Raw genomic sequence first — 14,036 nt, forward strand, 5'->3', positions numbered from 1 at the left:
ACTTCTCTAGAGGCCCTTGGGTCGGGTCCCGATCACCCCGCTGCTCGCGAGGCGCGTCAGTTCTTCGTCGGTCAGCCCGCACCGATCACGCAGCACGTCCTCATTGTGCTCGCCCAACCGCGGCGGTGGTCGCAACAGCCAGCTGTCCTGGCCGGAAAGCCGCGCGAACGGTGGGCAGGGGTACAAGCCCGCGCCGGTGCTGGGGTGGTGCAGCGTCTCCAGGAAGCCCCGGTGGCGCAGTTGGAGATTGTCGGTGACCAGCGACGGCGACACGACCGGAGCGGCGGGTATGCCCGCGGCTGCCAAGCGCTCCACCGTCGGGTCACGCGGTTGCCGGCCGAACCACTCCGCTAGCCGGCGATCGAGGTCGTCGGCCCGCTGACACCGCCCCGTGACGGTGGACAGCTGCTCGTCACACCACGCCGGTCGATCCATCAACTCGACCAGCGCATGCCACTGCCGGTCGTCGCGCACGGTGACCGCGATCCAGTCGTCCTCCCCGGCGCAGCGGTAGATGTTCTGGATCGCATCGCCGAAACCGCGGTTACCCCGCCGGGTCAGCGTCGTCCCGAAGACCTCCGACTCGATCGCCTGTATCGCGGTGGCGTTCAGCACCGTTTCCAGCATCGGCAGCTCGACGAGCTGGCCCGATCCGGTGCGGTCGGCGAAGTTCAGCGCGGCCAGCACGGCGAAGGCGGCGTGCACGCCGGCCAGCGGGTCGCATGCCCCGCGCGGCGTGACAGGCGGGGTGTCGGGCAGTCCGGTCACCCACGCCAGGCCGGCGATCTGCTCCATGGTGGGGGCGAATCCGACCCGGTCCCGCCACGGGCCGTCCAGCCCGAAGGCGGGCATGCGGGCGACTACGAGCTTGGGGTTGACGTCCAGCAGCACGTCGGCGGTCAGGCCGAATTGCTCCATCACCCGGGGTGAGAAGTTCTCGATCACCACGTCTGCGCCGGCGGCCAGCTCGGTGAACAGGCGCCGCCCGTCTTCGGATCCCAAATCCAATGTCACCGAACGCTTGTTGGTGTTCATGGCGTGGAAGACCCAACCGTATTCCCACCAATCGTCGACGTCGGTGCGCATGCCGCCCGAGTAGCGGATGCCGTCGGGCCGCTGTATCGATTCGACCTTGACGACGTCGGCGCCGAACGCGGCCAGCAGGTGGGTCGCCGCGGGACCGGCCCAGAACGCAGTCAGGTCGACGATGCGCACACCGGACAGGGGAAGATCCGTCGCCGGCGACACCACGGCCATTTCTCTTGGAAGCGGAGCGTTTTCATCGTCAGCCTCGCCCAGGGCGGGGGCTACGCGCGGTGGGGCGGGCGCGCACTCCGACATCAGCCACGGCGCTCGCGGCTGGTGAAAGCCGGCGGGGTTGGCCACGAAGGCGCCGCGCTGCGTCACGTACTCCATCTCTCGGATCGTGGAGCCGTTGCCGAGCGCCGCGATGGGCAACCGGAACAGTTGGCCGAGCTCGACGATCTCCTCGACGGTCCGTTCAGCCAGCCAGGGGCCGATCTGTTCGCGGATCAGGTCGCGGTAGGCCCACCGGCCGATCTGGAAGCGGAGCTGTTCGATCTCCTCCAGCTGCGGGCACTCGACCATCGCGACGAAGTCGAGCCATTGCTGGCCGGTGACCATGGTGATCCCGACGTAGCCGTCCTTGGCGGGCTCGATCGACGGGACTTCCAGCGTGCGGCGAACCGGCGGCACGCGGAGCAGCTGAGAGTGCAGCCATTCGCTGCTCTGCATCGCGGTCAGGGCCTCGAGCATGGACAGGTCGAGGTGCTCGCCGGGTCCGCCGCGTTCGACGCGGCGGCGCACGGCCAGCACGCCGAACGCGGCATACACGCCGCCCATGTACTCCCCTAGGTCGCCGCCGATGGAGATCGGCGGCCCGGCGGGATCACCCCGGAAGCCGGGCGAGCCCGCCCACGCCTGCAGGGTGAATTCGCTGGCGGCTCGCCCGGCGTACGGTCCGGTCCAGCCGAAGTCGGAGATCGTGACGATGATCGCGCCCGGAGCCGCGGCCAGCAGCAGCTGCGGGTCGACGCCCAGCGACGCGGCCCGCTCGCGCCCGGCCGTGAGCACCACCACGTCCGCCGCGGCGAGTTCCGCGGAAAACCGCGCGGAGCCGGGCGGGCACGTGATGCTGCGCTTGCCTGCGCTGAGATACGCGAAAAACGGCGAGCTCTGCCCGTCCGGCACCGGTGACCGCGTCGCGGAGTAGTGGCGGAGCCAATCACCCTGCGGCGGTTCGATTTTGCGCACCTGCGCCCCGGCATCGGCCAGCAGCTTCCCGCAGTAGCTGCCGGCGATCCGGTCACTGATCTCGACGACACACAGGTCGTGCAGCGGTGTGGGCCGGCTGTCGGACCGCTCGCTCACTTACACCCGCCCTCCCGATCGACACGCGATCGAAGAAGCTATTTATACCATTACTGCTAAAATAGCTAAGCCAGCGAGTTGATTGGTTTCGAGGATCGGATGACCGACTTGGGAATTGGGCGCGACGCCCGTCGCCGATTGTCGGCGCCGCGGATCGCTGAGATCGTAGCCGACGAATTGCGCCGCCAGATCATCAACGGCGACCTGGCGGACGGCGACCTCCTGCCGCGCCAAGAGGTCCTCGTCGAGCAGTTCAACGTGAGTTTGGTTTCGCTGCGCGAAGCGCTGCGCATCCTCGAGACCGAGGGCCTGGTTTCGGTCCGGCGGGGTAATCGCGGCGGCGCGGTCGTGCACGCGCCGGCGAAGACCAGCGCCGCGTACATGCTCGGGCTCTTGCTGCAAAGCGAGTCGGTCGCGGTCGCCGACCTCGGTATGGCGTTGCAGGAACTCGAGCCCGCGTGCGCCGCGCTGGCCGCCCGGCGGCCGGACCGCGCGGACACGCTGGTTCCAGAGCTCAACAGGGTGAACGACGCCATGGCCGAAAACATCGAGGACGGCGCGCTGTTCACCGAAATCGGCCGGGAATTCCACGATCTCGTGGTGCGCGGTTGCGGAAACCACACCATCATCGCGGTGGTCGGCAGCTTGGAGACGCTGTGGACCAGCCACGAACAACAGTGGGCGGACGAGAGCGCGGCCCGGGGCACCTACCCCTCGCTGGCTCAACGCCGCGCCGTCCTCGGCACGCATGTCAAGCTGACCGAGACCATCGCGGAGGGCGACGTCGACAGGGCGCGCCGCATCGCGGGTCGCCATCTCGCCGACACGCAGACCTACGTGCTCTCGGATCGGCACGACCAACGTATCCACGCGCTGTCGCCGCAGGCTTTGTCGCGGACGCGGGATTTCCGGCAACCCTAAGAGGCGCCCCTTGAGAACCGCATTGGTCACCGGCGGCAGCGGCGGGATCGGCAAGGCGTGCGGTCGCAAGTTGGTCGAGCTGGGTTACGACGTGGTGCTGGCCGCGCGTCGCGAGGCTCCGTTGCGTGCCGCCGCCCAGGAGATCGGCGCGCGTCACCTGGTGGCCGACGCCTCGGATCCGGACGGATTCGTCGCGGCCACAAGCGCTTTGGAAAGCATCGACCTGGTCGTCCACGCCGCGGGCACGCTGGGCGGAACGTACGCGCGCAAGCAGACGTTCGAGCAGTGGCGGACCATCATCTCGGCCAACCTGGACTCGTGCTTCGTGGTCACCTCCGCCGCGCTGCCAAAGATGCGTGCGGGTTCGCGGTTCGTGTTCATCTCGTCGTCCGCGGCGCACGAACCGATGATGGCCCGCACCGCCTACTCGGCGTCCAAGGCCGGCATGAACGCGTTCGCCCGCGCCCTGGCCCTGGAGGTCGACCGCGACGGCATCGCCGTGCACCTCGTGACGCCGGGACCGGTGGAAACCGAGATGCTGCAGGATGTGCCGTTCGAGATGTACGCGATTCGGGTCTCCGACGTGGCGGACGCCGTCGCGTGGCTGGACACCGTCGACCCGTCCCTTGACCTGCCGGAGGTCCGGCTCAGCGCGGTGCAGCGCGGGCCGTTCGCCCGGCCGCCGGTCGTTCCTACCGAGGCGCGGCGGCGCCGCCAGGGAACGCCTTGATCACCGATTCGCCGAATTCGTGCAGGGAATCAGGCTTCGCGAAGTCGGTGAACCACACGTAGAACCGCTCGACCCCCTGAGCGGACAGACCGTCGAAGTGACCGATCAACTCGTCGGCGTCGCCGCACACCAGGCCGGAGCCCAGGTTGCCGAATCGGCGGAAGCTCACCTCGCGCACGGCCTTGGGATCGCTGGCGGCCCGGACAAATCCCACCATCTGCTGGATCGATACCCGGGCGGACCCCGCTTCCGGGGCCAGCTTGGGCAGCCGGTCGAGGTGGTTTGCCGGCACATTCCACCAATCCGCATGCCTGCGAACGAGTTCCATCATCCGCGGTCCCGTTCCGCCGAGGACCAGGGGTATCGGATGGGACCGGCGGGGGGACTGCGCGGACTCCCCCGTCCCGTCGCCCCAGTACTGCCGGATCAGCTCGAGATGCCGCCCGAGTTGCGCGACCCTGGCCTTCGGATCTTGCTGACCCACAGCGAATCTGGTGAACTCCGTGGGCCAGGATCCCGCACCCAGGCCCAGATCGAACCGGCCCTCGGATGCGTCGGACAGGGTGACGGCCTGTTTGGCCAGCACGGCGGGATGGCGAAACGCGTCGCACAGCACCAGGTGGCCGATCCGCAGTCGCTCCGTCTTGGCCGCCACCCAGCCGGCAATCCCCATTGCTTCCCAGATGCTTTCGTCGGGCAACCCCGGCGCCTCGAGGTGATCGATGAACGCCAGGCCGTCGAAGCCGCTGTCCTCGGCGTGCCGGGCCCGCTCCACGATGTCGGCCGCCGACAGCCGAACCTGCGGCAGGAACAAATACCACTCGACCATGCGCCCACCTATGCGTCTATTCCCGTGCGATTGCGGACCGGGCCGCTAGTTTACTATTTTTATTATGTTAGGGGTCTTATGGATGTTGGACTGAACGCGGAGCAGCTGTCGCTGCGCGAGACCGTGCGCGACATCCTGCGTGCCGAGTGCCCGCCCGACTCCGCCCGGCAGGCGATGACGGATCCGGAGCGGTGGCGGACGCTGTGGAAGACGGTCGTCGACCTCGGTTGGACGGAATTGGCCGCCCCGGGGACCGGCGACTACGGACCGGTTGAGCTCGCGCTGGTGCTCGAGGAATGCGGTGCGGCCATCGCGCCGATCCCGCTGTTGAGCAGTGTCGGGCTGGCCGCCGGCGCGTTACGCGACGCGGGCCTCGACGCGGTTCTCGACGACATCGCCGGCGGCGTGGTCGCCACCCTGGCCGTGCACGCCAAGGGATCTCGGCTGCCCGGGGCGCCGATGACGCTGCGCGCCGGGCGCCTGCGCGGACGGGCGGTCGCGGTCCCCAACCTGTCGCGCGCCGAGCTGCTCGTCACGCTGGCGCGGGCCGACACCGCCCCCGATGGCGCCGTGGTGGCGGTCGCGCGCTGCGGCGACGGGGTGACCGTCATCCCCGGCGAGTCGACCGACCCCGCGCAGCCGCTGGCAGACGTCGAGGTCGACGCCGAGCCGCTGGCCATCGCACCGGTCGACACCGAGCGAGCGTTGACGGCGCCGTTGGTGGCCGCGGCCGCCGACCTGGTCGGCACGGCGAGCGCCGCCTTGAACCGGGCCGTCGAGCACGCAAAGACGCGCCGCCAGTTCGGCACGCCGATCGGCGCGTTCCAGGGGATCAAGCACGCTTTGGCCGACAACTACGTCGGGCTGGAGCGCGCCCGCAGTCTCACCTACGCCGCGGCGGCCCGGCTGGGCGACCCGACCACGGCGCCCGCGGAAGCGTGGACCACCGCGGCGCTCGCCAAGGCGGCGGCCGGCGATGCGGCGGCCACCTGCGCGAGAACCGCGGTGCAGGTGCACGGGGCGCTCGGGCAGACCTGGGAGCACGACGCCCACCTCTACGTCCGGCACGCATGGCAGGCCGCCGCGATGCTGGGCGACAGCCGCGCCCTGTACCACGAAGTGGGACGCCGTTTCGCGGGCGGCGCGGCATGACCGGGGTGGTCGAAGAATTCGGCGCCTGGCTGACGGACTTCCTGCCGAACGACTATTACGAAAACTACCGCGAGTACCGCTGGGATCTGCCGCTGCGGCGTGATTACCAGCGGGCGGCCTTCGAGGCCGGATGGATTCAGCCGACCTGGCCGAAAGAACACGGCGGTCGATCGCTGGGCCTGCGCGACGCGATGGAGGTTCGGCTCGAGGCGGCGATGCGCTCGGCGCCCAAGCTGCCGAACATCGCGGGTCCCAACGTGGCCGCGCCCGGCATCCGCCAGTTCGGCACCCCGGCGCAGATCGAGCGGTTGCTCGTCCCGCTGCTGCGCGGTGAGGAATGGTGGGCGCTGGGCATGTCCGAACCGGAGGCCGGGTCGGATTTCGCCGGTCTGCGCACACGCGCCGAACGCGATGGGGACAGCTTCCGGGTTAACGGCCACAAGATCTGGACCACCCAAGCCCATGAATCGCGGTGGTGCACACTGTATGCCCGCACCGACCCGGAAGCCCCGAAACACCGCGGGATTTCCTGCCTGATTCTCGATCTGCACTCGCCCGGGGTGCGGATCGAGCCCATCCGGATGGCGTCGATCTCCGACGAGACGTTCTGCGAGGTCTTCCTCGACGACGTCGAGGTGCCTGCGGACAACCTGCTGGGTCCATTGCACGGCGGGTGGAACGTCGCCCTGTCGTCGCTGCACCATGAACGCCAGATGATCTGGATCATGAACTGGGTCGAGATCAAGCGAGGGCTCGAGTCGGTGCGCAACGCGCAGCCGACCGCGGACATCTGCGCGGAACTCGGTTCCCTGCTCGCCGACGCCGAGGCGTTGCGGGCCACCGGGTACCGCGCCCTGGGCAACGAACTCGCCGGACGACCGAGCCCCGAGGCCGACTCCATGAAACTGCTCGGATCCGTTACCTTGCAGCGTGTTTGGGATCTCGCCGCGGCTGCGCAAGGAACGCAATCGCTGAGCGACCCGGATCTGCTCTTCGAACGCCAGGACGCGCTTGCCGCGACCATCTACGGCGGGACATCGGAGGTCCAGCGCAACATCATCGCCGAGCGGGTGCTCGGGCTGCCGAAGGGATGACAACGATGGATTACGACCTCGGCGACGACGCCGCACAACTGCGGAATCACCTGCGCGAGCTCGTGGCCAACCACATCCCCGCCGACTTCTTGGGCGCCTGCACCGAGAACCCCCGGGATCTGGCCACCACCGAGACCTTCTGCAAACTGCTGGCGGCCGAGGGACTGCTGGCGCTGGCCTGGCCGAAAGAGCATGGCGGCGGCGGGGGTTCGGTCTGGCAGCAGACGGTGCTGCGCGAGGAGATGTGGGCCCAGCACGAACCACGTGGTCCCCAGTACATGGGGGTCAACTGGGTCGGCCCGGCGTTGATGCGCTACGGCACGGCCGAACAGAAGGCCAGGCACCTGGCGGCCATCGCCGCGGGAGATGTGATCTGGTGCCAGGGCTTCTCCGAGCCCGAGGCCGGTACCGACCTCGCCTCGTTGCGCACCCGCGCCGTGCCGGACGGGGACGGTTGGCGCATCACCGGCCAGAAGGTGTGGACGTCCTATGCGCTGATGGCATCCTGGTGTGTGCTGGCGGCGTGCACCGATCCCGAGGCGCCAAAGCCCAAGCGGCTCACCCTCTTTCTGATTCCGATGGACCGCCCCGGCTTTACCGTCCGGCCGATCGGGTCGATGCTGGGACCACATCACCTCAACGAGATGTTCCTCGACGACGTGCAGGCGCTTCCCGGCGACGTCCTCGGCGAGGTCGGCGACGGCTGGCGGGTCATGCGCGAGGCGCTGGCATTCGAGCGCGTCGGCATCGCCCGCTACGCGCGCTGCGAATCATTGCTCGACCGGATGAGCACCCAGCTCGGGGACGACTGGTCCACGCTGCCCGAGTCGCTCCGCTCCCGCTGGGTCCGGGCGCTCGTCGATCTTCGGGTGGCCCGGTTGCTGGCTTACCGGGCGGTGTCGTTGCAGGACGACCCGGCGGCGGGCGCCGCGGCCAGTGCCGCCCGCATCGCCACCACGACGTGCGACCAGCAGGTCGCCGAGCTGCTCTTCGACGTGCTGGGCCCGATAGCGCTGGACAGTGGCAGCGGCGCCGCGCTGCACGGGGCAATCGAAGACCATTGGCGGTACGCACAGGCCGCCACCGTGGCGTCGGGCACCATCGAAGTGCAGAAGATGTTGGTGGCCCGCGACGTGTTGGGAGAGCACCGGTGAAAACTGATCTGCCACAAGACATCAGCGACTTCGCCGCGGTCGCGGCCAAGCGGTTCGCCCGGCTGGGCGGCCCGCAGGCGGCGTTGCGCGCCGAGACCGACGACACCATCCGGGACGCGGCGCGCGCGGCCCTCACCGAGGTCGGTGCGTTCGAGCTCGATGTGCGGTCGGCACCCGACGACCTGCTGGCCGCCGCCGTGCTGTGCCGGGCCGCCGGCGCGATGGTGTTGCCCTATCCCCTCGTCGAGGAGCTGCTCGCGATCGACGGCGCCCGCCTGGCCCTGGTCAACCCCGAGGCGCCGCGCATCGACCACGGCGACCTACCGGGCGACTGGATCGCCGCCGACCTGGACGGCAACCGCTACCCCCCGGAGCCGGCGTCGCGGACCAGCGCCAAACTCGGCCCGTTCCTGGTGCCCGCTTCCCTCGGCGCACCCGATGGAATCGTCCCCGCCGACGACATTAACCTTCATCTCGTGCTTGGATCATGGCGGATTCTGGGATCCGTTCAGCAGGCGCTGCACATCGTCACCGATCATGTGCGCGCCCGCGTGCAGTTCGGTAAGCCGCTGGCCGATTTCCAGGCGGTCAGGTTCGCCGTCGCGGAGGCCGCCGTCGCCGTGCGCGGGCTGCACGAGTTGGCCAAATACACCGTCTGCCGGCCGGAGTCGCTACCGCTGCCGGTCCGCTCGGCTGATGCACTCGTCCTGCGGCTCAAGGCATCCGACACCGCGCGTCAGGTGCTGCGCACCTCCCATCAGCTGCTCGGCGCCTTGGGTTTCTGCGATGAGTCCGACGTCAGCGTGCTCGACCGTCACACGCAACCGCTGATCCGTTTGCCGCTGGGCGCCGAGGCGCTCGCGTTGCGACTGATTCCCGGTGTCCCGGATGGCTCGTTGGAGACACTGTTCAGCGGGCCGGTATCGGCGTGAGCGCCACCGAACCGATCGCGGCCGAAGGGGCGGCCAACCCGTTAGCGGACGGAATCCCGTTCGGCGCCAAGCTTTCCGAGCTCGCCGAGGAGCGCGGCGACGACACGGGCGTAACCATCGTCGCCCTCGACGGCACCACGAAGTCGCTGACGTTCGGTGAGCTGGACGCGCGCGCCAACCAATGGGGCCGCGCGCTTTCCGCAAAAGGTGCCGGAACCGGTTCCCTTGTCGCCCTGGCGATCCCGAACTCGATACACCTGGTCCTGGCCACACTGGGCTGCTGGAAGATCGGCGCCGTTCCAGTTCCCATGCACTGGGACCTGCCCGAATGGGAGCGCGATCGGGTACGCGAGGTGATCGATCCCGCCGTCGTCGTCGACGAGGTGAGCCGCTGGCGCCTGGATGCCCAGGCCGGTGCCGAGTCCGCTGAGGCTCTGCCCGACGCCATCTCCCCCAACGCCAACGGCATCTGCAGCAGCGGGTCGACCGGCATACCGAAAGTCATCCTGAGCCTGGCGCCCTCGCTGTGGACCCCCCAACACGGCGAGCCCTTCCTGTCGAACTGGACGCCCGTCGCCCAGCCGCAGACCATCATGGTGCCCGCGCCGATGTACCACACCAACGGGTTCGCCACCTTCTTCTTCCTGCTGGCCGGCGACCATCTGGTGATACTCGAAAAGTTCGATGCTGCCCTGGCTTTGGATGTCATCGAACGCTTCCGGATCACCAATTTCACGGCCACGCCCACAATGCTGGCGCGCATAGCGGCCCGGCCCGACGTCCGGGAGCGCGACTTGTCCAGCATCGTGTTCATTCTGCAGGGCGCCGCTGTCATGCCGCCGTCGCTCATGCACACCTGGTTCGAACTGCTGAGCCCGCAGCAGATCGTGTCGGCGTACGGCATGACCGAGAACCTCGGGCTCACCGCATTGCGGGGCGACGAGTGGCTCGCCCACCCGGGTAGCGTCGGCCGCGGTTTCCGGGAAACCGAGATCCGGATTCTCGACGCCGGAACGAAACCGCTCGGGCCCGGCGAACACGGCGAGATCTACCTGCGCGCACCGATGAGCGCGGGGTCGCGCTATATCGGCGGCGCGGCGCCGCTACCGACCACCGAAGACGGCTTTCGCTCCGCCGGCGACATCGGCTACCTGGACGAGGACGGTTATCTCTACATCGTCGACCGCCGCGTCGACATGATCATCACCGGCGGTGCCAATGTCTTTCCGGCGGAAGTAGAGTCGGCTCTGGCGGGTCATCCCGACATCGCCGACGTCGTCGTCATCGGACTCACCGACCCGCAGTGGGGTCGCCGGGTGCACGCGGTGGTGCAGCCGGCCGACGGCGCGGTGCTCAGCGAAGAACAGGTGATCGAGTACGCGAAGAGCCGGCTCGCCCACTACAAGGCGCCCAAGACCGTGGAGTTCGTCGACGCGATTCCCCGCACCGCGGCGACCAAGGTGAATCGCTCGGCGATGATCGAGGCCCGTGGCGGCTGAAGGCCAAAGTCAGCCTACGGCGGCAATCCCTGCGTTGGATATGGTGAAGCCGCGACCCGAGCTCACAGTGCACGTCACGCCGTCCGTCTCCGACCGGCAGCTGAACGGCCCGGCTCCAGCCGTCTTCCCGTAGCCGAGGCTCGGCGTGCCTTCCGGCGGGTTGGCCAGACAGCTTTCGCCGGTGCAGCGGGACAGGACGCCGGCGGGGTCCATGGTCACCGACTGCGGCGGGGAGATGCTGAAGCAGAACGCCTCGTCGGGGATGCCGTGGCGCTGGTAGTCGATCTCGCAGCTGATGTTGCGCGACGGCGACAGGAAGGCCACGTAGTTGTCCTGGTCGGCGGCGGCCGGCGGGGCGAACGTCGGCGTGCATGCGGCCAGCACGGCCGCCGCGGCGGTCAGCGGTTTTGTCAACACGGTCACAACATTAGGGCCTGTCCGGGACGCCGACCGTGTCGACATTGTTGCGCCGTAATTGGGATCGGTAACCGGAACCGGAGGCAAGACTTTCGCCAATCAAGCGAAAGGAACGTCGTGGACACCATCCGCACCCTGAAGAAGCTCATCGCCGGCGCACTGCTTTCGGGTGGCCTGGCGGTCACCGCGACCGGGCTCGCCGCGGGCCCCGCCCAGGCCGACAATCCGGATTGGGGCCCTGCGCATCAATGGTGCCCGGGGCAACCCCTGCCGGCCACCGGCAACCACGTCACCGACCCTTTTCGGGGCTGGGACATGAACGTGTGCCACACCTACTACTACCTCTGGCCCGGGATGGGCAACGTCTCGAGCATGATCTGGGACGGGGACAACCCGCCGCCGAAGCCGCCACCACCGCCGGCCCTCATCAACAAAGACAACTGCCAGCAGATACTCGGAATCTTCTGCCCCAGGGCGTGAGCGCACATCGGCCGGGAGGCGCGGTAACCTCATTCTCATAGCGCGAGCAGCGCGCCGAGGAAGGGGACGAAGCGCTCATGGCCGACCTTGGCGACGACGGCGAAGTGACCCGCGGCGACCGCTTCATCAAGACGGCCGTCGAAATCTTGGGCGAAACCGGCCGCACCGACTTCACGGTGCAGGAGGTCGTCGGCCGGTCCAAGACGTCGCTGCGCGCCTTCTACCAGCATTTCAGCAGCAAGGACGAATTGCTGCTGGCACTGTTCGACCGGACCATCGCCCAATCGGTCCAGGCCTGGCGCGCCGAGACCGAGGGGCTGGACAGCACCGCGGCGCTCAAGCTGGTGATCGACCGCATCAGCCAGCAACCGGAATCAAGCACACAAGACAGCCTCAATCGCGCCTTGACCCTCTATAACCAGCACCTGGCCGAGACCCGCCCCCGCGATTACGCGCGGGTCCTCTCCCCTTTGCATCGCCTGATCCGCGACATCGTGGGGCAGGGCATCACCGAGGGCGTGTTCAACCCGGGACTGGACGTCGCGGCGTCGGCCGCCATCGTGATGCAGACGGTGATGGGCGCGCAGCGATTGCATTGGCTGGGTGCGGAATTGAACGGGACGCCGGTCGACGTCGGGCACCTCTACGAGTTCTGCAGTCGCGCCCTGGGCATCCGGGACAGCGAGGAGTCGAACCAGCTGTCGCTGTCCGAGCTGTTCGCCCAGATCGGCCTGCGGCCGGGAACCCGCGACGGTGAATTCGCGATGACGATGCCGGTCAGTCCCGCCGTCGTCAACACCTCGGGCGCGTTGCAGGGCGGCCTGATCGCGACGCTCGTCGACGTGGCAGGCGGGCAGTTCGGCCTCGAATACCTGACGCCGGGCACCACGATGACCACGGCGGACCTCTTCGTTCGCTACCTTCGCCCGATCCGGCAGGGCTTGGCGTTCGCGGTGCCCCGGATGCTGCGATCCGGCCGGCGGGCGATGGTGATGCAGGTCGACATCTACGGCGAGGCGGACGACGAGCTCCTCGCGACGGCGACCGTGAACTTCGCCGTCATCGACGGAAAAACACCGGAGATCCCCACCTGGCCGGGCACCTAGCCGGCGTCATCGGGCGTCACGCCGGCGACGACCGGGCCCAATGGGCGCTACACGCAAGGCCCTCATGAGTGGTAACGTCATTACCACCTACTGAGAACCCCAGATTTGCCCCGAGGAGATCGCCATGCCGTCTCGCGAACTTTCCTTCCCCGTGTTCGACGCCGACAACCACATGTACGAGCCGCAGGAGGCCCTGACCAAGTTCCTGCCGGAGAACCGCAAACGCGTCATCGACTACGTCCAGGTGCGTGGCCGCACCAAGATCGTGGTTCGCGGCCACATCAGCGAGTACATCCCCAACCCGACGTTCGAGGTCGTCGCCAAGCCGGGCGCCCAGGAGGATTACTTCCGCAACGGCGCGCAGGGCAAGAGCTATCGCGAGATCCTCGGCGAGCCGATGAAGGCCATCCCCGCCTTCCGCGAGCCCGGCGCGCGGCTGGAGGTCATGGACGAGCTGGGCATCGACTACGCCCTGATGTTCCCGACGCTGGCCAGCCTCGTCGAGGAGCGCATGAAGGACGACCCCGAGATGACCCACGACGTCATCCACGCGCTGAACCAATGGATGTACGAGCAGTGGTCGTTCAACTACCAGGACCGCATCTTCGCCACCCCGGTGATCACGCTGCCGATCGTCGAGCGCGCGCTCGAAGAACTCGAATGGTGCCTCGAGCGCGGCGCCCGTACCGTCCTGGTGCGCCCGGCGCCCGTGCCCGGCTACAAGGGCAGCCGGTCGTTCGGGCTCGAGGAGTTCGACCCGTTCTGGCAGGCCTGCATCAAGGCCGAGATCCCCGTCTCGATGCACGCCTCGGACAGCGGCTATTCGGAGTTCGCGAACGTGTGGGAGCCCGGCGACGAGTTCCTGCCGTTCAAGCCGACCCCGTTCCGCAGCCTCGTGATGGGTCACCGGCCGATCATCGACGCCATGGGTGCGCTGGTGTGTCACGGCGCGCTGTCCCGCAACCCCGAGCTGCGGATCCTGTCGATCGAGAACGGCGCCGACTGGGTGCCGGACCTGTTCAAGGGCCTCAAGGGCGTCTACAAGAAGATGCCGCAGTCGTTCAGCGAGAACCCGATCGAGGCGTTCAAGCGTTGCGTCTACATCACCCCGTTCTGGGAGGACCGGTTCACCGAGATCGTCAAGATGGTGGGCACCGACCGGGTGTTGTTCGGCTCCGACTGGCCGCACCCCGAAGGCCTGAAGGACCCCATCTCCTTCGTCGACGAGCTGACCGACTTCGACGAGGCGGACATCGCCAAGATCATGGGTGGCAACCTGATGAAGCTGATGAAGGTCTCCGCACCGGCGAAGAAGCCCGTCTCGGCCTGAT

13 protein-coding genes are annotated in these 14,036 nt (G+C 68.3%); 10 read left to right on the plus strand and 3 right to left on the minus strand.

Features of this window, described 5'->3' with window-relative positions; translation table 11 throughout:
* Nucleotides 1–6: 6 nt before the first annotated feature.
* Nucleotides 7–2,391 (minus strand): CoA transferase, encoded by a 2,385-nt coding sequence (locus A5704_RS08125; RefSeq protein WP_067760519.1) that lies wholly within the window; start codon nt 2,389–2,391, stop codon nt 7–9.
* Between the two features lie 99 nt (nt 2,392–2,490).
* On the opposite strand from A5704_RS08125, the gene A5704_RS08130 reads away from it, so the two are divergent.
* On the plus strand, nt 2,491–3,312 hold the full coding sequence (locus A5704_RS08130; RefSeq protein ID WP_067760517.1) for a FadR/GntR family transcriptional regulator: 822 nt from the start codon (nt 2,491–2,493) through the stop codon (nt 3,310–3,312).
* A gap of 10 nt (nt 3,313–3,322) precedes the next feature.
* Nucleotides 3,323–4,042, plus strand: a complete 720-nt coding sequence (locus A5704_RS08135) for an SDR family oxidoreductase (RefSeq protein ID WP_067760515.1) — start codon at nt 3,323–3,325, stop codon at nt 4,040–4,042.
* Here the strand turns inward: A5704_RS08135 and A5704_RS08140 are convergent.
* On the minus strand, nt 4,005–4,871 hold the full coding sequence (locus A5704_RS08140; RefSeq protein ID WP_067760513.1) for an LLM class flavin-dependent oxidoreductase: 867 nt from the start codon (nt 4,869–4,871) through the stop codon (nt 4,005–4,007). The genes A5704_RS08135 and A5704_RS08140 overlap by 38 nt on opposite strands.
* Before the next feature lie 78 nt (nt 4,872–4,949).
* On the opposite strand from A5704_RS08140, the gene A5704_RS08145 reads away from it, so the two are divergent.
* The 5 genes from A5704_RS08145 to A5704_RS08165 are packed head-to-tail and all read left to right on the plus strand — an operon-like array spanning nt 4,950 to nt 10,702.
* Nucleotides 4,950–6,023 (plus strand): acyl-CoA dehydrogenase family protein, encoded by a 1,074-nt coding sequence (locus tag A5704_RS08145; RefSeq protein ID WP_067760511.1) that lies wholly within the window; start codon nt 4,950–4,952, stop codon nt 6,021–6,023.
* On the plus strand, nt 6,020–7,117 hold the full coding sequence (locus A5704_RS08150) for an acyl-CoA dehydrogenase family protein (protein WP_067760509.1): 1,098 nt from the start codon (nt 6,020–6,022) through the stop codon (nt 7,115–7,117). Before A5704_RS08145 ends, A5704_RS08150 begins: the two co-directional genes overlap by 4 nt.
* Complete coding sequence (locus A5704_RS08155; RefSeq protein ID WP_197499217.1) at nt 7,114–8,271, plus strand: acyl-CoA dehydrogenase family protein; 1,158 nt, start codon at nt 7,114–7,116, stop codon at nt 8,269–8,271. Before A5704_RS08150 ends, A5704_RS08155 begins: the two co-directional genes overlap by 4 nt.
* On the plus strand, nt 8,268–9,203 hold the full coding sequence (locus A5704_RS08160) for an acyl-CoA dehydrogenase family protein (RefSeq protein WP_067760507.1): 936 nt from the start codon (nt 8,268–8,270) through the stop codon (nt 9,201–9,203). The genes A5704_RS08155 and A5704_RS08160 overlap by 4 nt, the downstream gene beginning before the upstream one ends.
* Complete coding sequence (locus A5704_RS08165) at nt 9,200–10,702, plus strand: class I adenylate-forming enzyme family protein (protein ID WP_067760505.1); 1,503 nt, start codon at nt 9,200–9,202, stop codon at nt 10,700–10,702. The genes A5704_RS08160 and A5704_RS08165 overlap by 4 nt, the downstream gene beginning before the upstream one ends.
* Nucleotides 10,703–10,711: 9 nt before the next feature.
* Here A5704_RS08165 and A5704_RS08170 read toward each other — a convergent pair whose 3' ends face one another.
* Entirely contained in the window at nt 10,712–11,119 is a 408-nt protein-coding gene (locus A5704_RS08170) for a hypothetical protein (RefSeq protein WP_231968929.1), read from the minus strand.
* A 117-nt stretch (nt 11,120–11,236) separates the two neighbouring features.
* On the opposite strand from A5704_RS08170, the gene A5704_RS08175 reads away from it, so the two are divergent.
* The 3 genes from A5704_RS08175 (at nt 11,237) to A5704_RS08185 (ending at nt 14,035) form a co-directional block, all read left to right on the plus strand.
* On the plus strand, nt 11,237–11,599 hold the full coding sequence (locus tag A5704_RS08175; protein WP_067760503.1) for a hypothetical protein: 363 nt from the start codon (nt 11,237–11,239) through the stop codon (nt 11,597–11,599).
* 77 nt (nt 11,600–11,676) lie between these two features.
* Nucleotides 11,677–12,705: a hotdog fold thioesterase gene (locus tag A5704_RS08180; RefSeq protein WP_067760501.1), complete on the plus strand. Its 1,029-nt coding sequence runs from the start codon at nt 11,677–11,679 to the stop codon at nt 12,703–12,705.
* Nucleotides 12,706–12,829: 124 nt separating this feature from the next.
* Entirely contained in the window at nt 12,830–14,035 is a 1,206-nt protein-coding gene (locus A5704_RS08185) for an amidohydrolase family protein (RefSeq protein ID WP_067760499.1), read from the plus strand.
* The last annotated feature ends 1 nt before the right edge of the window (nt 14,036 follow it).

The organism is Mycobacterium sp. E735 (assembly GCF_001666955.1).
Lineage (GTDB): Bacteria > Actinomycetota > Actinomycetes > Mycobacteriales > Mycobacteriaceae > Mycobacterium.